This is a genomic window from Oceanobacillus profundus (genome assembly GCF_003515705.1).
Taxonomy (GTDB): domain Bacteria; phylum Bacillota; class Bacilli; order Bacillales; family Amphibacillaceae; genus Oceanobacillus; species Oceanobacillus profundus.
This window is the reverse complement of sequence record NZ_QWEH01000001.1, coordinates 456,942-475,224: the sequence shown is the minus strand read 5'-3', so window position 1 is coordinate 475,224 and position 18,283 is coordinate 456,942. Positions and strand designations below refer to the sequence as shown.

Below are 18,283 nucleotides of genomic sequence, written 5' to 3'. Positions count from 1 at the left end.
TTAGAAAACTTGGAATTCACCATGCCTTTGGATGAATACCTTGGTTGTACTTATGCAGCTAGGGAAGTTTTCCATCAAAATTCAATACGCATATTCCTTCGGGGTCGGGTGAAATTCCCAACCGACGGTGATGAAGCATAGCTTCTAAGTCCGTGACCCGTGCGGTTGTTATAAGATAGTTGATCAAAAAAGAGGGTAAAAAGGACCGAGAATTTCCAGGCGGCGTAGCCCCCGTACCCTCACGTATGCAATTAATACGTGAGGAACGGGCTTGCACAACATGTGATGACTTCAACGTTCGACACAGGACGTGTTGGTAGTTAGTTGAAGGCCCCCTGTTCTCAAAATGTCATTTTTACCGGAAATTTTTGAACTACCTTTAACCTATAAACCAAGCGGTGGATCTGGTGCAAAACCAGAACCGACAGTTAAAGTCTGGATGGGAGAAGGAATTTTAGGTAGGCACGCTATTTGTAATGCTTTAGGCGAGTGCTGTTATTTGTATACTTTTTGTACAATTAACAGGATGCGATTTCGTTGTATTACATTATTTTTTCCATCGCTTACTATTAAAATTCTAATCACAAGCCTCTGAGGAAACTCAGGGGCTTTTTTCATTTCCTGCAGCTCCAGCGGCAAAGGACTGGCGAAACTTGCTAGCCTCCATACATCGCTGACCGAGCGCTGCCCCTTTTGCTGTTTACAAAGGATGCGATCTCTTTATGAAAGGAAGTGAGTTATATGTTTACAGGTTTAATCGAGGAAAAAGGTGTTGTAAAGAAAATGCTGAAGATTTCCAATCAGGCTGTCCAAATGACTATAGGATCCAGCAAGGTAATTAAGGACGTTTCTATTGGTGACAGTATTGCTGTTAATGGCATTTGCCTTACAGTGACAAATTATAGTTCCAATAGCTTCCAAGTGGATGCTATGCCAGAAACGATAAAATCCACCTCTTTACAAGCTTTAAAAACTGGTTCTGAGGTAAATCTAGAACGAGCAATGGCAGCAAATGGAAGGTTTGGCGGGCACTTTGTATCTGGCCATGTTGATGGTACAGGTCAAATTGTCCAGGTGTACCGAAAAGAAAATGCTATTTATTACGACATCGAAATATCTGAATCTCTTATTCCATTTTTAATGCATAAAGGTTCCATTACAGTTGATGGAATCAGTTTGACGCTTTTCCAAGTAAATCAGAATCGATTCACTATTTCCCTTATTCCCCACACCGCCTCCGAAACAATTCTTGGCGAAAAAGGCAAAGGGGATATCGTGAATATCGAGTGTGACATGCTAGCGAAGTATGTACGAAATATGCTCGATAATCAATATAAGAAGCACGGTGAAGAAATCAACCAAGATTTTCTTGAACAAAACGGATTCATATAGGAGGAATATTCATAATGCATACTATTGAAGAGGCAATTGCTGATTTGAAACTTGGAAAACCAATTATTGTTGTTGATGACGAAGATCGGGAAAATGAAGGTGACCTTGTTGCTTTATCTGAAAAAGCGACACCTGAATTGATTAATTTTATGATTACACATGGGAAAGGTCTCGTATGTGTTTCTCTTCCAGCAGAGCATGTGGAGAATATCGGACTATCACCGATGGTCAATCAGAATACGGATCCATATGGTACTGCTTTTACAGTATCTGTTGACCACAAAGATACTACTACTGGAATTAGTGCAGCAGAAAGAGCGAACACCATTCTGGCTTTAACAGATCCTCACGCACATATTCGTGATTTCAAACAGCCAGGTCATATGTTTCCGCTTATCGCAAAGGAAGGCGGCGTGTTAAGTCGCCCTGGTCATACAGAAGCAGCTGTTGATTTAGCACTTCTAAGTGGTGCCTTCCCATCAGGTGTCATCTGTGAAATCATTAAAGATGACGGTACAATGGCACGACTAGCAGACCTTGAAATTATGGCTGGGAAATTTGACTTAAAAGTCATCTCAATAGCAGATTTAATTACCTATCGTAAAACAAATAATACAATGATTATTCATTCATAAAGGAGACAGAAAAAATGGGAAAAACATATGAAGGAAATGTAGTTGGTACAGATTTAAAAATCGGGATTGTAGTTGCCCGATTTAACGAATTTATTACGTCTAAATTATTGGATGGTGCACGTGATGCTCTGAAAAGACATGGTGTTGCTGAAGATAACATTGATATTGCATGGGTCCCAGGTGCGTTTGAGATTCCCTTAATTGCTCAGAAAATGGCAGCTCTTAATAAATATGATGCCATTATCACGTTAGGAACGGTAATTCGCGGCTCTACTCCACATTTTGATTATGTGTGTAATGAAGTAGCGAAAGGTGTTGCGAATGTATCGTTTCAAACGAGCAAGCCAATTATATTTGGCGTCCTGACAACTGAATCAATTGAACAGGCAATTGAACGTGCTGGGACAAAGGCAGGAAATAAAGGTGCTGAATCAGCTATTTCCGCTATTGAAATGGCGAATATGGTAAAACTGCTAGAAAATTAATTCAAAAACGGAGAGTGCAAGTTAAAGTTGCATTCTCCGTTTGTTGTCTATTTATTACACTGTAGCAGTACTTATTTTGTACCGAATAAACGGTCACCAGCATCTCCAAGTCCAGGGACAATGTAGCCATGGTCGTCCAATTTCTCATCCATAGCCGCTAAATAAATGTCAACGTCTGGGTGATCTCTCTTAATAACCTCAACGCCCTCTGGTGCAGCAATTATACACATGAGACGAATGTTTTTTGCACCACGCTTCTTCAATGAATGGATGGCATCATTTGCTGACCCACCAGTTGCCAGCATCGGGTCAATTACAATCAGCTCACGCTCATTAATATCCGAAGGTAATTTAATATAGTATTCAACAGGCTTTAATGTTTCTGGATCACGGTATAGACCAACATGTCCAACTTTTGCTGCCGGAATAAGCTTACGTACGCCATCAACCATCCCGATTCCAGCACGAAGAATTGGAACAAGTCCTATTTTCTTTCCTGCCAATGTTTTCGATTTGGCAATAGTTACGGGTGTCTCCACTTCTACTTCTTGTAACGGCAGGTCTCTTGTAATTTCAAAAGCCATTAGCATCGCAACTTCATCAACAAGTTCGCGGAATTCTTTTGTTCCTGTGTTCTTATCTCTTATGTACGTTAATTTATGTTGAATTAACGGATGATCAAATACAAAAACATTTCCCATTGTAGATCACTCCTTCAGAATTAGTTATATCCCTAAAATTGTACTGAAAAACAAGCGAGCTTTCAAGTTTAGTTTTATTCTTGTTATAAAAACGTAACAAAGGATACTCCGAAAACCGGAATATCCTCGTCTACTACTTATGCATATTGTGTATATAATGGAAATTTCTCTGTTAAAGCAGCCACTCGTTTTGCAGCCTCTTCTAATACTGCTTCATCTTCATAATTTTTTAATGTCAATGAAATAATGGCAGCAATTTCTTTCATCTCTTCTTCACCAAAACCTCTCGATGTGACAGCAGCGGTACCAATACGGACTCCACTTGTTACAAATGGACTCTCCGTATCAAATGGAATTGTATTTTTATTTGTTGTAATGCCAATATCATCTAGAGCCTTTTCAGCAACTTTCCCAGTCAGGTTAAGTGGTGTTACATCCAATAAGAGCAAATGATTATCTGTTCCGCCTGAAACGATGCGAATTCCTTCTTCAGTCAATGCTTCACCAAGAACTTTTGCATTGTTAATAATGTTATTCGCATATTCTTTAAATTCATCGGATAATGCTTCCTTAAAGGATACCGCTTTTGCTGCGATAATATGCATCAATGGTCCACCTTGGATACCCGGGAAGATAGATTTATCGATTTGCTTCGCATATTCTTCTTTACATAAAATCATTCCACCACGCGGTCCACGTAATGTTTTATGTGTTGTAGTCGTAACAAAGTCAGCATATGGAACAGGATTTTGATGAAGTCCAGCAGCTACAAGGCCCGCAATATGTGCCATATCCACCATTAGATAAGCATCTACCTCGTCAGCGATTTCACGGAATTTCGCAAAATCAATATGACGTGAATATGCACTTGCACCAGCTACAATTAACTTCGGCTTTACTTCTTTTGCTTTTGCTAAAACAGCATCATAATCTATTTTTTCGGTTTCTTTATCGACACCATAGTCAACGAAATTGTAAAGCTTTCCACTGAAGTTTACAGGACTTCCATGTGTCAAATGTCCACCATGATTCAAATTCATTCCAAGTACTGTATCACCAGGCTCTAAAATAGAGAAATACACACCCATATTCGCCTGTGCACCAGAATGAGGCTGAACATTAACATGATCCGCACCGAAAAGCTCTTTTGCACGGTCACGAGCTAAATCTTCTGCAACGTCAACATACTCACAACCACCATAATATCGTTTATTTGGATACCCTTCCGCATATTTATTCGTTAACACAGAGCCCATTGCTTCCATTACAGCTTCAGACACGAAGTTTTCAGATGCGATCAGTTCGATCTTATCCTGCTGACGCTTTTTCTCCGCTTGAATTGCTTCATATATTTCTACATCTGCTTGTTTAACATGTTCCATAAGTAAAGCCTCCTATGTATAAGAATATTTTAAAGCTATATAAAAGTTGTTCAAAAAGTCCGGTAAAAATGACACGTTGAGAGCAGGGGACCTTCAACTAACTACCGACACGTCCTGTGTCGAACGTCGAAGTCACCACATTCTGTGGAAGCTCGTTGGCTTGAACTTCTTGGTCCTTTTTATCCTCCTTTTAAACTATATTATAAGGAGATAGATTCTCCCATTAATAACTTATTTGCAGCTATCATTCAATCTTATATTCTCATAATTTGCTCGGTGACCACCAATTAGTTTTGGACGAGTTCTTGCGGCAGTAATACGCGCATTCCCAATGAATTTCTCGTTAAATCGAAGTGGAACAGCTACATGCTTTAAATGCATCCCAATCATCGTTTCTCCAATATCTATTCCCGCATGCGCGTGTACTGTTTCAACCACAACTGGATCTTCCATATGCTTATATGCATATGAAGCCATCGATCCACCAGCTGCAGGAATTGGGATAACGGAAACTTCTTCCAACTGATAGGCAGTGGCAGCTTCTCTTTCAACTACAAGTGCTCGATTCAAATGCTCACAGCATTGAAATACAAGATGAATGCCAGTTTGTTGCTGTAATACTTGTAACGCTTTAAAAATAACTGCTGCAATCTGTTCGCTTCCAGATGTTCCAATATGCTTACCGGCAACTTCACTTGTAGAGCATCCAACTACAAATAATTCATCACGTCGCAAATAACCCGTTTTCATCCATTGCATAACAATTGAGGTCATATCTTGCTGTATATTTTCATATGCCATTTATTCTTCACCTTCCATTGATTTATGTCAAGCATCAAAGGACCCAAGTTTACGTCCTAAAAATGTACACCTAATTCTAATTGTACAAAGAATAGTACCGTATGACCATTGTTAAGCGAATAGATGTTAGAAAACCTTAAATTGGTTAATTTGCTTGTTTAAACTTTGAGCTTGCTCTTCCATCTTTTGAGCTAGCTGGTCTACTTGTTCCATCGTGGAAACTTGCTCCTGAATAGCGGCATTCACTTCCTCTGTTCCTGCAGATGTTTCCTCAGCGATCGCAGCAACCTCTTGTGACTGCCTTACCGTATCCTGAATCGATTCTAATTGCTTATCGACAAGACTTGTAATCATATCAATTTCCGATGCCACATCATTTACCGAACCAGACATTTGCTCAATTGTTCTGTTCGTGCCTTCTCCATTTTCTGCTTCTTTTTTTGCGTACATAACATTATCGTTTATTTTTCTTACAACTAAATTCACATCTTCTTGAATCGCTTCTATCAAACTAGAAATGCGCTGTACTGCTTGAGCACTTTGATCAGCTAACTTGCGGATTTCCTCGGCAACAACAGCAAATCCCCTTCCATGCTCCCCGGCACGTGCTGCTTCAATGGATGCATTCAATGCTAACAGATTCGTTTGTTCTGCGATTTCACCAACCATTGTGATAATCGATTCAACTTGTATCGCATTTTGCTTTAAGTGATCAACGTCTTTTAAAGAAAGTTCTTGATCTTGTGCTAATTTTTGAATACCTTTTACGAGCTGGTTCACGACAATTTTACTTTCATTGAGTGTCTCAAGCATTGCACTTGATTTAACTTTCGATTGCTCTGCTTTTTCCTGCACTTTTTTGGCTAGCTCAGTAGCAACTTCTACAGCCTCTGCCGTATTCTGGATTGCTTCTGAGGAATTTTCCGCACCTTTGGAAATTTCATAGACCGAAGTACCTATAGCAGCGGAATGCTGTGCCGCTGAATGAGATGCTTCTTTCATCTGAATAACAGTCTCATTCGTACTTTCAAAATGCTTATCAATGTTATGTACCATTGCGTTTAGGTTATTTAGCATAGTATCGACAGCTATGGAAAGATCACGAATTTCATCATGTGACTTCGGAATATGTACTTCTTGATTTAAGTTTCCTTTCGCCGCTTCGGACGCAACCTTCTCTAAACTTTCCATCGGCTTTGTAATTACTCGCGCTGCAAAGAATGCCAGAATACCAGACCAAATAACTCCAAGCAGCAAAATAATAATCGTATACCACTCGATTGTAATAGACCAATAGGCTTGTACATAATCATATAATACATAAATGAATAGCGCACTAAATGTATATGTTATAATGGCCAATATGGTCGTAAAGATTACGAGTTTCAAACGCAAACTAAACTTATAGCTTTTCTCCATGCCGTTCTCCTCCGACTACTACTGTATTTTTTTAATCAGCAGGTCAATATATTTTTCTAGTTCTTTCAACGTCTCCCGATAAATTTCCAAGCTTCCACCAAATGGGTCAGAAATATCATACGTGATCAAATTCGCTTCAAGCCCCCGAATCATTGCCAATTCATGCCTTAGATACTCCTGAAGTTGTTGCTGAAGCTCTATTCTGTCCATTTCACCCTTATTTTGTTGGATAAATAGGGCACGTTTTACTTCTAGATCTGCATACGCCTTTTGCAATTCCTGCCATACTTGTTTATCGGCTTCTGATACATATTCTTTTAGCGTATAAAAATTATTCTGATAATCGGGAAAGTCAATAATCAATGATTGTTTGTGCCCGGTAGTCATTGTTAACACAACGTCCGCCCAAGCAAGTAATTCTTTCGTCACTGGTTGTGATTTGTGTTCGCACTGGATTCCACGTTCTTGCAAGGATTGAATCGCAAACCCATTGGCATGTAGATTGTTGCTCGCAAAAACCCCAGCGGATTGCGTGCTTGCTTCGGGCATTTTTTCCTTTAATAAAGCTTCCGCCATTGGACTTCTGCACGTATTTCCAGTACAGACAAATAATATATTCATGAAACGCCCTCCATCTTGGAACTCTACGACAAATATACCATATTTCCAATTAACTTGTTAGATAAAATAATTTACTTTTCCTTTCGAATTAAAGCTCTTCATTAGAATACTGGGTATTCGTTAAAAGGATTCTTACCAAAGCGTTCTTACCCTACTTAAGAGCCCTTAACTATTAACTTTAGAGCACAAGCTTCCTGAGTGAATGGCTTAGTTGTACTTATCCAAGTAAGATTGTTTGTCAAAAAAAGACTCCAGCACCCAGCCGGAATCTTCTATTAGCTAAATAACATATATAATCCAAAACAACATAAGATACTGCCACCAAGTAGTTCGCTGTATACACCAAGATAGCTCTGTACTTTTCTGCCAAGCAGCATTCCGAGACACGCAAGAAAAGCACTACTAATGCCAAATAGGATTAAAGTTAGAATTACATGAACACCTGATAACCCAAGACCCAGTCCTACAGTAAAGCTATCTAAACTAACCGTAAATGCGATTAAAAGCAGACTTAGCCCAATTGGACGCATTCTCTTCTGCACCTCATGGCTAAATGCGGAGAAAAACATTTGCGCACCTATACCAAACAATAAAGCACCACTTGCTAGAGTTGTTAAATTTCCAATTTGTTCTGAAATCACTTTTCCAAGCATTATTCCGAAAAACGGCATGATGATATGGAAAACACCGATGGTCATGCTAACAAGAGCGATTCGTTTTAAACGTAATTTTACGAGACCTATCCCCAGGCTAATCGAAAATGCATCCATACCAAGCGCAATGGAAACAACGAGTAATGATGCGATTTCACCAGAAAAAAACATTCACAAATCCCCCTTGGACATGCTTGTTAACTATATGCATGTCCAACAGAAGATATGAATGTCTTTCACTAAAATTCCTGTTCTATATGAAGGTTTATTAGGTTAGAACTATGGTCACCAACGAGCTTTAGACTACATCTAACGTATGATTTCACTAGCTGCTTTCTTCAGGCGATTCATAACCGCTTGGCCGATTCCTTCTTCGGAAAATGCCTCACAAATAATAACATCTGCATCCCCTTGTTTAAAAGCTCGCAGACCATCATACAAGTTAGATGCAATCTCATGTAAATTTGCTCCCAGGTTGCGAATTTCTACGCGGTGCAGTTGCCTTGCTATTTGCTCACTAGCTAATACTCCAACCCGATTCCCTTTTATTTGCTGCTCATCAATCGTTGCTTGCATTCGTGCTGCCGTACCAGCTACAAGCAATAAAGGTACCTCTGGTGAATAATGCTTGTATTTCATCCCTGGCGATTTCGGCTTTTCCTTTTCATTTGCAAGACCAGGATCGATCATAACAGTCCCCACAACCGCTTCAAGCTGCTGTTTCGTCACTCCGCCAGGACGTAAAATAATGGGAATATCCTGTGTGCAATCAATTACTGTCGATTCCAAACCCACACCGGTTGGTCCACCATCTATTAACCCAGCAATTTTCCCTTGAAGATCTTCCCACACATGTTCAGCGTTTGTCGGACTTGGCTTACCAGAGAGATTGGCACTTGGTGCTGCCACTGGTATGTCAGCTAACTGTAAAAGCTGCTGTGCTACTGGGTGATCAGGTATCCGAACTCCGACTGTGGATAACCCCGCAGTAACATTTTCCGCACATGCTCCATTACTCGGAAGAACAAATGTAAGTGGACCAGGAGTAAATGCATCGATTAGTTTTTCAGCGTAAGTCGGTAAGTTATCCACAAGTCGTCTCAATTGTTCCACAGTTGCGACATGTGCAATTAATGGATTATCTTGCGGACGTCCTTTCGCCTTGAAAATTTCCGCAACAGCTGCTTCATTGGTTGCATCAGCCCCTAATCCATAAACTGTTTCTGTAGGAAACGCAACGGTATTACCTTCTTTTATTAGTGTAGCAGCTTCAGCAATAGACTGCTTATTATAGCTTTCATCATTTTGTATATTCCAGCGTTTTGTTTCTATCATTTTGCTACCTCATTTCTTAATTCTATTCTAGAGGATTGAGGCACATAACGCAAAATGTGGATAACGTAAATTTGGAAGTGACACTTATGCACATCCAAATGAATGTTACCCACAAATACACATACTTATAAACAATTTCCCAACACATTATTCACAAGAGACTGTGGATAATGTGTATAATCATTAAGAAACATTATATGCCCACCAACTTCCACCTTTTACAGGATATTTTTCCTCTGATAGACTTTGAGTTTGTGGATAAAACTGCAGGGCCTCTAACAGCAAGTCTACTACAGGCTGATGGCTATGAACATAAACACTTTTTGCATTACGATCCTTTGCAAGTACTAAGATGGCCTCCAATAAAAACGGGAGCTTTCCAGCTTCTGATTGCGTAATATACAGCTGCTTCAGCCAGTAAATGCCTTCTTCTACTTGGTCTAGAATAAAACATCCTTCAATTGCATTATTCAATTCAACCACATAACCATTTTCAAATACCCTATTTTTATTCACATCTGGATTCTTGTTAAAAAATGCTTCCAATTGTTCATAGGACACGTTTCTCGCAAGAATGAGTTTCAATAGTCTCACCTCTACAAATAAATTTTTAATAGAATTATGATTTATCTTTTCTTCCATTCTATGCATTTACTAGAGAGACTATGACCAGCCAAACCATTCAAATAAGAAAAATTTAATTTCCGTTTCTTCTTCTTCAACCTCTTCCTCTACTACGGTATCTGCGTCTGCTGCCTCCGCTACCGTTGTGCCTCCTGAAAAGTCGAGAAAGCAGAGAGGCGGGAATAATACACACCACCAGTTTGAGCCGTTTCCTTCTCCTAACGTTATTAAAATTGCTTCGTATTCACCAGCTGGATATAAAAAGGAACCGTAAAGCTTCGCTGGAAATGTTATATTTTTTCCATATTCGACACTGTAATCATTCTCTGTTCCTTGTTCATCAATTGTGCTTTTGACTATTTGTTCCAATTCTGGAATACGAGATTCAATTAATGCACGCGCTTCATCGATATCCGTAATGTGCTGTACCCATTCTGTGACCACTTCATTAACACGGTCGCGGACTTCAAGTTTTAGCGCTTGGTCTTGCTCATTATCACTATTTGCAAGTATTCGCAAACGAATTGCTTCATCTGGAATTACTTGATAATCTTCTTCATTCTTTAGTTCCTTGCTTACTCCATTTAATGGCAACGAAAAATATAATACAAAACATATAAGTACAAAAAATACTAGCTTTTTCATTTCGTAATTCTCCTCTCCAACTCCTTAATTGCCAGTATGGACAGGTCAAAATGATTTTAAACTAGTATTCTAGCAAATTCTTATATTTATTTTATCTTTGCTGAGACAATCCGATTCTTGCCATTAATATCCTGAATTGTATTAATGGTGCTTTCTGAAAAGGTTTCTTGAATAAGTGCATAAACTGCTTCACTTTGTTCATGCCCAATTTCAAACGCTAATTGTGCTGGTCTTTTTGTAGCCTGTGGTGCCTGAGCAATTATTGTTTGATAAGCGGCTAGTCCATCGGCATCAGCAAACAGCGCTAGTTCCGGGTCAAAATTTTTCACTGTATCCGATAGCTCAGGAGCTTCTGATTTTGCAATATACGGTGGATTGGACACTAAGATGTCTACCTGGATGTCTTTTTCAATTGCAGGCTGTAAAAAATCCCCTTGCAGAAAATGAACATCTGCTCCTAGCTGCTTGGCATTTTGTTCAGCAACTTCTAACGCGTTTTTTGAAATATCTGTAGCGTACACAATCGAATTCGGTATTTCTAATGCTAGTGTAATTGCGATAATGCCACTTCCTGTACCAATATCAATAATCGTCAGTGGGTCTCCCCCCGATGTGTCAGTAGATTGAATAATATGCTGAACGAGCTCTTCTGTCTCTGGTCTTGGAATTAGTACATGTTCATTCACGATAAATTCTCTGCCATAGAATATTTCATGGCCTATTAAATGCTGGACAGGGATACCAGTTTTTGCATGTTTTTCAACAGCTGCTTTGAATTTATCCACAATTTCAATTGGAACAGGATCTCGCATCAGCATGTAAAATTGCTGCCGATCTACTCCTAAATAATATTGTAAAAGTATCTCTGCAACTCTAGATTCACGGTGATGTTTTTCTAAAAAAAGAGAAGCCCAGCGCAGGACTTCGAATTGTTTTTGTTCGTGTGTCATCTTATTCACCAATTTGTTCTAGTTTTTTAGTTTGTTCTTCCATTACAAGTGCATCGATGAATTCGTCTAACTTTCCTTGCATGATTTGATCAAGTTTTTGGATCGTCAAACCGATACGGTGGTCTGTTACACGGTTTTGCGGGAAATTGTACGTACGAATACGCTCAGAACGATCTCCCGTTCCAACTGCGGATTTTCTGTTTTCATCATATTCTGCTTGTGCTTCTTGTTGGAACTTATCATAAACACGGGCGCGAAGCACTTTCATCGCTTTTTCTTTATTCTTAATTTGCGATTTTTCATCTTGAATGGAAACAACAATACCTGTCGGCTCATGCGTCAATCGAACAGCAGACATTGTTGTGTTTACACTTTGTCCACCAGGTCCACTGGATGCAAATGTATCAACACGAATATCTTTTTCATGAATCTCAACCTCTACTTCTTCAGCCTCTGGAAGTACAGCAACAGTCGCGGTAGATGTATGAATTCGACCTCCAGATTCCGTCTCTGGTACACGCTGCACCCGATGTGCTCCATTTTCATATTTCAGCTTGGAATAAACATCGTTCCCATTTATCATAAAGATTATTTCTTTATAACCACCGACACCAGTAGAGCTCGCTTCCATTACTTCAATTTTCCAGCCTTGGCTCTCTGCATAACGAGAATACATCCGATATAAATCTCCAGCAAATAACGCAGCTTCATCCCCGCCTGCTGCACCTCGAATTTCCATAAATACGTTTTTATCATCGTTTGGATCTTTTGGCAGGAGGAGGATTTTCATTTTACCCTCTAAATCTGCTTTTGATTCACTTAGCTCATCAATTTCCATTTTTACCATTTCATACATTTCTTCATCCAATTTATCATCAAGCATTACCTTGGCATCTTGGAGTTGGGACGTCACATCTTTATATTCACGATAAGCTTGAACAACATCTTCTAGACCTGATTGTTCCTTGGAATACTCACGCAACTTATTTGTATCACTAATAATATCCGGATCACTTAGCATCTCATTCAATTTATTATAACGATCTTCTAATGTTTGTAAACGATCTAACATTCACGTACACCTCTTTCTGATTAACAGTCTAATTATATTATAACCATGGAACATGGTCAATTAGTGGCGGGTGGTTTTCGGACGTGATAGAGGTACTCGGGCATTGGGTGGTGTCTTATTTGCGGGAATGGTGTCGTGTATTCTTAATTTGTTCACAGTTTTGTTTGTTGACGCTGCAGTTAAACCTTGGTAGATTGTTGTTAGAAGTTGAATTTTTATAAAACTAATAAAAATGGGGCTGGATAATTAATGATTCCAAAGTATTTAAAAGTAGGCTTTTGGCTTGTTTGTATTTTTACATTAATAGCTTGTGGATCAAATAATCAAGTGGATGAAGGTGACGGAGAACTACTATCATTAGATGTTGAATTTGAATTGCCAGAGCAGGCAGAAGTTGGAGAAACAGTTGAATTAAAAGCTACTGTTACATATGGTAATGAAATGGTTACCGACGCTGATGAAGTCGTATTTGAACATTGGTTAACAGGAAATGAAGACGACAGTACAATGTTGGAGTCAACCAATCATGAGGACGGTACATATACAGCAAAAGTAACATTTGAAGAAGATGGTGTTTATGAAATCTATGCCCATACAACAGCACGAGATTTGCACACGATGCCGAAGAAGTCCATTACTGTAGGTGATGGACAAGCAGAATCAAACAATGTTTCTGAACATGATCACAATCATCATGCAGAAGGTTTTGTCATCCATTTAATGGAGCTAAATGAAGTTAAGCTTGCCGAGGAAGTGGATTTTGTTGTCCATTTACAAATGAATGAAGTACCCTTCGAGAATGCTACTGTTCGCTATGAAATATGGAACACGGAAAATGAAGACGAAAGAAAGTGGATTGACGCATCTGAAACGAAGGCAGGGGAATACACAGGTGCACATACGTTTGATGAAGCCGGAGCATATACAATTAACATTCATGTCAAAGATGATGAGAATTTGCATGAGCATCAAGACTTTACTTTTGAAGTAGTTAAATAACAAAAGATTTATGATTGAGAGCTGACCGTAATACGATCAGCTCTTTTTATGTTCCTTATGGGTAACAGCAGCCCTTGCACTCTGGAGCAACAAGCCTTTAGGTGAATGACTTAGATGCACTTATGCAGTTAGAAAAGTTTTAATCTATCTGCCCAAACAAAAAGCACCCATTTGGGCGCTCTCGTTTTACTTTATTGCATTTTCTAGGTTCCGATTAAAATTTCTTTTGGGCTTCTTTGGAACCTCATGGTGATGGCGGCATCTTGGCTCATACGATTCAGATGCACCAACAAGAATAATTGGATCATCGTAGGATGCAGGACTGCCGTCAATCAAACGTTGAGTACGGCTTGCTGGTGAGCCACACACAGGACAAATGGCGTTTAGCTTTGTTACAGATTCACTTAATGCCATGAGCTTGGGAACTGGACCGAATGGTTCACCACGGAAATCTGTATCCAGACCCGCAGTAATCACCCGAATTCCACGATTTGCAAGCTCTTCGACTATTTCTATAACATTTGAATCGAAAAATTGTACTTCATCAATCCCAACAATGTCAACATGGTCATCAATATGTTCTAGAATCTCTACAGAATTATGGATCGGACGAGCAATGGTTGAAGAGCCGTTATGGGAAACGACAGCTGTATCATCGTAGCGATTGTCTATTGCTGGTTTGAATACACGGACGGTTAGATTGGCATATGTCGCTCTGCGAACACGACGGATTAATTCCTCTGATTTACCAGAGAACATACTGCCACATATGACTTCAACCCAACCACTTTGCTTCATTACATACATGCAGGAGAACTCCTCTCATAACGTTGGCTAATCTTTATGTACAGTGTATAGTTTACCACTATATTCGATAAGACTAACCCTTTTTTCGGATAATATTAGAAAGTTTGGCATTTGTTAAAGGGATGCTTACGAAAGCGCTCTTTGCTTTTTTTGAAGACCTTATACTTTGAAGCGCAAGCCATTGGACAGATGCCTTCGTTGCACTTATACATAAAGGACCGTTCGATGCGTTCCCTTCTGCAAAGTAAAAAAACAGGCAAAATAGAGACATTTTGCCTGTCCTTTTAAAAGCTAAAACAAATTACTTCAGCCCTTTTACGTCTAACTTAAAGTCGCATTAAGCATGCTACGACTTTTATTTCAATCCAGCTTCAAGCGCTAGCGACTCGAGACATAACCCATAAACACTCCGAGCACCAAAATTCAGGAGCTCTAAAGTTTCTGACCTATGCTTTTCGTCGCTGAACAAGCTCTTTCAGCTTTTTACTTCATATTATATTTCTTCTTGAATCGATCTACACGTCCGCCTACTTTATCAGCTTTTTGCTTACCTGTGTAGAATGGATGTGAATCTGAGCTGATCTCAACTTTGATTAATGGGTATGTGTTACCATCTTCCCACTCGATTGTCTCGTTAGATTCTTTTGTTGAACCACTCAAGAATTTGTAATCTGAACTTGTATCAAGAAAGACTACTTTTTTGTATTCTGGATGAATATCCTTTTTCATGTCTTCCACTCCTTTTTGCCCTGAGACCTGAGGAAACAGAGTTATTGTAAGAGCCGTCATAGGCATAATGCCTTTTCTAAACTCACATAGAAAGATTATAACAGTATGAAGGAATGATTGCAATAGAGGTTATTCAAAAAATCCTGTAAAATGACACATCGAATTTCTCCCTTAGCCCTTCAAACTTTCTTCCTGAATACATACTAAACGGATAACGTATTTATTTCGTCATGCCTTTTCTTTTCATTTCCTCATCCATTAATTGCAGAAATTCTTCGTTGCTCTTTGATGCTTTTAAGCGTTTTAGGAAGCGTTCAAGGAAGTCATGTGAATCTTGCATTGTTTTGCGGATTGCCCACATTTTATCAAGATGCCCTTTGTTAACAAGCAACTCTTCTTTACGCGTACCAGAACGTAAAATATCAATTGCAGGGAAAATTCTGCGTTCTGCTAATTGTCGATCAAGATGCAGTTCCATATTACCTGTCCCTTTAAACTCTTCATAAATAACATCATCCATACGAGAACCTGTATCAACTAAAGCTGTTGCTAAAATGGTGAAGCTACCGCCCTCTTCAATGTTACGTGCGGCACCAAAGAACCGTTTCGGACGATGGAAAGCAGCCGGATCTATACCACCTGAGAGTGTACGTCCACTAGGTGGGATAACAAGGTTATATGCTCGCGCCAGTCTCGTAATACTATCCATCAAAACGATAACATCACGCTTATGCTCAACAAGTCGCATTGCACGTTCTAATACTAGTTCAGATACTTTAATATGACTTTCTGGAACTTCATCAAATGTGGAGCTAACAACATCTACATCTGGATCTACAGAGCGTTCGATATCGGTAACCTCTTCTGGTCGCTCATCCACCAATAAAATAATAAGTTTTGCTTCTGGATGATTCTTCGAAATACTATTTGCGATTTCTTTGATCAGCATCGTTTTCCCAGCTTTTGGCGGTGCAACAATTAATCCACGCTGTCCAAAACCTACTGGAGTCATGAGATCCATAATTCTCGTTGATAGTTTGTTCGTTATCGTTTCCAGCTTGATTACACGATTCGGATAAAGTGCTGTCAATGCTGGAAAATGCACTCGCTCCTTCGATGAATCTGGATCTTCACCATTAACTGCATCTACATGCAATAAGCCATAATAACGTTCATTTTCCTTCGGAGGACGTACCTTACCAGAAACTTTATCACCATTTCTCAGATCAAAACGGCGAATTTGTGATGCGGATATATAAATATCTTCTGCACTCGGGGAATAATTGATCGGTCGTAAAAACCCAAATCCTTCTGAAGGAATAATCTCCAAAACACCATCCATAAACAGAAATCCATCTTTTTCTGCCTGTGCTTTCAAAATAGCAAAAATAAGTTCTTTTTTGGTTAATTTCGCATAATAAGATACTTTAAATTCTTTTGCTAAAGCATAAATTTCTTTTAATGTCATCGTTTCTAAATTAGAAATTGTTAATGCTTCCATTCAATCACCATGCCTATTCCTATACATCTTCTCTTAGAGAGATTTATTTTACTACGTTTACACTAATGTTGCGAAAAAGCTCTTCTACAACAGTAATGAACTAATATAAATTCGTAATTTCAATGATTCCACTTTTTATTGGTAGGATCGTCCTTGAAGAAATGCAGAGTTTAACAGAAGCTTTAGTAGAAGTCTATCGATTAAGTTTCTCCGTTGGTAATCTTATCTGGTATAAGTTAACGTATAAATAGATTAGCCAAGTTATGCCTGTATTAAACATATATTATATTACTCTTTTAATCACTAATATTCAATATCATTTTTAAGAAAATAGACATAATCAAGTACATCTTTTGTTTCCCTTGTAAAACTTTCCTTTTTCATAGCTTTATATAGTGGTAGAAAAGGAAGCCAAATCTGGCTTCCTTTTTTCATTTTGCTTTAGCTGGAGGTGGTCTTTCATTCAAAATCGAGTTTAAAAATCAAAACTACTTGCTGAAAATTAATTCAAGAATTAATTACCATGTTCGGCTTCTTTTGCAGACTATGCTCACCATCAATAAAACGCACAGTGCCACTTTTGGCTCGCATAACCAGAGATTGTGTGGTAGCTTTAGATCCTTTAAATTGGACACCTTTTAGTAGTTCTCCATCTGTAGCCCCTGTAGCTGCAAAAATAGCATCATCGCCACTACAGAAATCATTCATGCAAAATACTCTATTTAAGTCGCTTATCCCCATTTCTACACAACGCTCAATCTCATCATCATTTGAAGGTACAAGTTTTCCTTGCAACTCCCCTCCTAAACATTTAAGTGCTACTGCTGCTAATACGCCCTCTGGGGCTCCACCCGATCCGAGCAGAATATCAACACCGGTATTCTCAAATGCCGTATTAATCGCAGCAGCAACATCTCCAGCAGGTATGAGTTTAATTCTTGCACCGGATTCACGAATTTCTTGAATTAATTTTGCATGACGCGGGCGGTCAAGCACGGTTGCAACAACGTCTTCTATATCTTTATTTTTTGCTCTTGCAACTGCTTGTAGATTATCCATCGTTGGTGCATTGATATCAATCATGCCTATTGCTTCGGGACCAACCGCAATTTTATTCATGTACATATCTGGTGCATGCAACAATGTTCCTTTATCAGCTATCGCAATAACAGAGAGTGCGTTCCAGGAGCCTTGTGCAACAATATCCGTTCCTTCAAGGGGATCAACAGCAACATCGACTCCAGGCCCATCACCGGTTCCCAGCTTTTCACCAATATACAGCATCGGAGCCTCGTCCATTTCTCCTTCGCCAATTACTACTGTTCCTTGCATTGGAATTGTATCAAACACAGTACGCATTGCCATTGTTGCTGCATCATCAGCTTCAGCTTTAACGCCTCTCCCCATCCAACGTGCTGACTTTAATGCCGCAGCTTCTGTGACGCGAACTAACTCCATCGATAAACTTCTTTCCATGATTTCCATCTCCTTTTAGAGGTCCATTTTTTACATATACTCATCCCAAAAGCATA

The 18,283-nt window shown here is 39.2% G+C and carries 18 protein-coding genes and 1 pseudogene; 4 read left to right on the top strand and 15 right to left on the bottom strand.

What is annotated here, in order from left to right; genetic code table 11:
- Positions 1–741: 741 nt before the first annotated feature.
- The 3 genes and pseudogenes from ribE to ribH all read left to right on the top strand — a co-directional run bounded on the left by ribE (position 742) and on the right by ribH (position 2,512).
- Positions 742–1,392 (top strand): riboflavin synthase, encoded by a 651-nt coding sequence (gene ribE, locus D1B32_RS02190; RefSeq protein ID WP_118888504.1) that lies wholly within the window; start codon positions 742–744, stop codon positions 1,390–1,392.
- Positions 1,393–1,403: 11 nt separating this feature from the next.
- Positions 1,404–2,015, top strand: a pseudogene (gene ribB, locus D1B32_RS02185) (3,4-dihydroxy-2-butanone-4-phosphate synthase); the annotation flags it as partial.
- Between the two features lie 26 nt (positions 2,016–2,041).
- Positions 2,042–2,512, top strand: a complete 471-nt coding sequence (gene ribH / locus D1B32_RS02180; protein ID WP_095307831.1) for a 6,7-dimethyl-8-ribityllumazine synthase — start codon at positions 2,042–2,044, stop codon at positions 2,510–2,512.
- 71 nt (positions 2,513–2,583) lie between these two features.
- Here ribH and upp read toward each other — a convergent pair whose 3' ends face one another.
- From upp to prfA, 11 genes are all read right to left on the bottom strand, one after another.
- Positions 2,584–3,213, bottom strand: coding sequence for a uracil phosphoribosyltransferase (upp, locus tag D1B32_RS02175; protein WP_095307830.1), 630 nt, complete (start codon positions 3,211–3,213; stop codon positions 2,584–2,586).
- A 137-nt stretch (positions 3,214–3,350) separates the two neighbouring features.
- Positions 3,351–4,595 (bottom strand): serine hydroxymethyltransferase, encoded by a 1,245-nt coding sequence (locus D1B32_RS02170; RefSeq protein ID WP_095307829.1) that lies wholly within the window; start codon positions 4,593–4,595, stop codon positions 3,351–3,353.
- 231 nt (positions 4,596–4,826) lie between these two features.
- Positions 4,827–5,396, bottom strand: coding sequence for a TIGR01440 family protein (locus D1B32_RS02165; RefSeq protein WP_118888503.1), 570 nt, complete (start codon positions 5,394–5,396; stop codon positions 4,827–4,829).
- A gap of 126 nt (positions 5,397–5,522) precedes the next feature.
- On the bottom strand, positions 5,523–6,815 hold the full coding sequence (locus D1B32_RS02160) for a methyl-accepting chemotaxis protein (RefSeq protein ID WP_095307827.1): 1,293 nt from the start codon (positions 6,813–6,815) through the stop codon (positions 5,523–5,525).
- Positions 6,816–6,833: 18 nt separating this feature from the next.
- On the bottom strand, positions 6,834–7,436 hold the full coding sequence (locus D1B32_RS02155; protein ID WP_095307826.1) for a low molecular weight protein arginine phosphatase: 603 nt from the start codon (positions 7,434–7,436) through the stop codon (positions 6,834–6,836).
- Positions 7,437–7,711: 275 nt separating this feature from the next.
- Positions 7,712–8,260 carry a manganese efflux pump MntP gene (locus tag D1B32_RS02150; protein ID WP_095307825.1) on the bottom strand — a complete coding sequence of 183 codons (549 nt, stop codon included), beginning with the start codon at positions 8,258–8,260 and terminating at the stop codon, positions 7,712–7,714.
- Positions 8,261–8,398: 138 nt separating this feature from the next.
- On the bottom strand, positions 8,399–9,424 hold the full coding sequence (locus tag D1B32_RS02145) for an L-threonylcarbamoyladenylate synthase (protein WP_095307824.1): 1,026 nt from the start codon (positions 9,422–9,424) through the stop codon (positions 8,399–8,401).
- A 183-nt stretch (positions 9,425–9,607) separates the two neighbouring features.
- The gene (locus D1B32_RS02140; RefSeq protein ID WP_240033714.1) at positions 9,608–10,018 is read right to left on the bottom strand and encodes a GNAT family N-acetyltransferase; all 411 of its coding nucleotides are present in this window, start codon (positions 10,016–10,018) and stop codon (positions 9,608–9,610) included.
- Between the two features lie 69 nt (positions 10,019–10,087).
- Complete coding sequence (spoIIR, locus tag D1B32_RS02135; RefSeq protein ID WP_095307822.1) at positions 10,088–10,693, bottom strand: stage II sporulation protein R; 606 nt, start codon at positions 10,691–10,693, stop codon at positions 10,088–10,090.
- Between the two features lie 86 nt (positions 10,694–10,779).
- A complete protein-coding gene (gene prmC, locus D1B32_RS02130) occupies positions 10,780–11,643 on the bottom strand; it encodes a peptide chain release factor N(5)-glutamine methyltransferase (protein WP_118888501.1) in 864 nt (287 codons plus the stop codon).
- 1 nt (position 11,644) lies between these two features.
- Complete coding sequence (gene prfA / locus D1B32_RS02125) at positions 11,645–12,715, bottom strand: peptide chain release factor 1 (RefSeq protein WP_095307820.1); 1,071 nt, start codon at positions 12,713–12,715, stop codon at positions 11,645–11,647.
- Positions 12,716–12,964: 249 nt separating this feature from the next.
- Here prfA and D1B32_RS02120 point away from each other — a divergent pair, with 249 nt between their 5' ends.
- Positions 12,965–13,714: a FixH family protein gene (locus D1B32_RS02120; RefSeq protein ID WP_118888500.1), complete on the top strand. Its 750-nt coding sequence runs from the start codon at positions 12,965–12,967 to the stop codon at positions 13,712–13,714.
- Between the two features lie 186 nt (positions 13,715–13,900).
- Here D1B32_RS02120 and D1B32_RS02115 read toward each other — a convergent pair whose 3' ends face one another.
- The 4 genes from D1B32_RS02115 to glpX all read right to left on the bottom strand — a co-directional run bounded on the left by D1B32_RS02115 (position 13,901) and on the right by glpX (position 18,227).
- Entirely contained in the window at positions 13,901–14,521 is a 621-nt protein-coding gene (locus D1B32_RS02115) for a thymidine kinase (RefSeq protein WP_095307818.1), read from the bottom strand.
- 483 nt (positions 14,522–15,004) lie between these two features.
- Complete coding sequence (locus D1B32_RS02110; protein ID WP_095307817.1) at positions 15,005–15,250, bottom strand: type B 50S ribosomal protein L31; 246 nt, start codon at positions 15,248–15,250, stop codon at positions 15,005–15,007.
- Positions 15,251–15,470: 220 nt separating this feature from the next.
- Positions 15,471–16,751, bottom strand: a complete 1,281-nt coding sequence (rho, locus tag D1B32_RS02105) for a transcription termination factor Rho (protein ID WP_095307816.1) — start codon at positions 16,749–16,751, stop codon at positions 15,471–15,473.
- Positions 16,752–17,258: 507 nt separating this feature from the next.
- A complete protein-coding gene (glpX, locus tag D1B32_RS02100) occupies positions 17,259–18,227 on the bottom strand; it encodes a class II fructose-bisphosphatase (RefSeq protein ID WP_118888499.1) in 969 nt (322 codons plus the stop codon).
- Positions 18,228–18,283: the final 56 nt, after the last annotated feature.

Bases quoted from the DNA above. Each gene is read 5' to 3' on its own strand.
- D1B32_RS02110 (WP_095307817.1), bottom strand. From the start codon at position 15,250: ATGAAAAAGGATATTCATCCAGAATACAAAAAAGTAGTCTTTCTTGAT.
- D1B32_RS02170 (WP_095307829.1), bottom strand. From the start codon at position 4,595: ATGGAACATGTTAAACAAGCAGATGTAGAAATATATGAAGCAATTCAA.
- D1B32_RS02165 (WP_118888503.1), bottom strand. From the start codon at position 5,396: ATGGCATATGAAAATATACAGCAAGATATGACCTCAATTGTTATGCAA.
- D1B32_RS02115 (WP_095307818.1), bottom strand. From the start codon at position 14,521: ATGTATGTAATGAAGCAAAGTGGTTGGGTTGAAGTCATATGTGGCAGT.
- D1B32_RS02160 (WP_095307827.1), bottom strand. From the start codon at position 6,815: ATGGAGAAAAGCTATAAGTTTAGTTTGCGTTTGAAACTCGTAATCTTT.
- spoIIR (WP_095307822.1), bottom strand. From the start codon at position 10,693: ATGAAAAAGCTAGTATTTTTTGTACTTATATGTTTTGTATTATATTTT.
- D1B32_RS02145 (WP_095307824.1), bottom strand. From the start codon at position 9,424: ATGATAGAAACAAAACGCTGGAATATACAAAATGATGAAAGCTATAAT.
- prmC (WP_118888501.1), bottom strand. From the start codon at position 11,643: ATGACACACGAACAAAAACAATTCGAAGTCCTGCGCTGGGCTTCTCTT.
- glpX (WP_118888499.1), bottom strand. From the start codon at position 18,227: ATGGAAAGAAGTTTATCGATGGAGTTAGTTCGCGTCACAGAAGCTGCG.
- D1B32_RS02150 (WP_095307825.1), bottom strand. From the start codon at position 8,260: ATGTTTTTTTCTGGTGAAATCGCATCATTACTCGTTGTTTCCATTGCG.
- upp (WP_095307830.1), bottom strand. From the start codon at position 3,213: ATGGGAAATGTTTTTGTATTTGATCATCCGTTAATTCAACATAAATTA.
- D1B32_RS02120 (WP_118888500.1), top strand. From the start codon at position 12,965: ATGATTCCAAAGTATTTAAAAGTAGGCTTTTGGCTTGTTTGTATTTTT.
- prfA (WP_095307820.1), bottom strand. From the start codon at position 12,715: ATGTTAGATCGTTTACAAACATTAGAAGATCGTTATAATAAATTGAAT.
- ribE (WP_118888504.1), top strand. From the start codon at position 742: ATGTTTACAGGTTTAATCGAGGAAAAAGGTGTTGTAAAGAAAATGCTG.
- D1B32_RS02155 (WP_095307826.1), bottom strand. From the start codon at position 7,436: ATGAATATATTATTTGTCTGTACTGGAAATACGTGCAGAAGTCCAATG.
- rho (WP_095307816.1), bottom strand. From the start codon at position 16,751: ATGGAAGCATTAACAATTTCTAATTTAGAAACGATGACATTAAAAGAA.
- ribH (WP_095307831.1), top strand. From the start codon at position 2,042: ATGGGAAAAACATATGAAGGAAATGTAGTTGGTACAGATTTAAAAATC.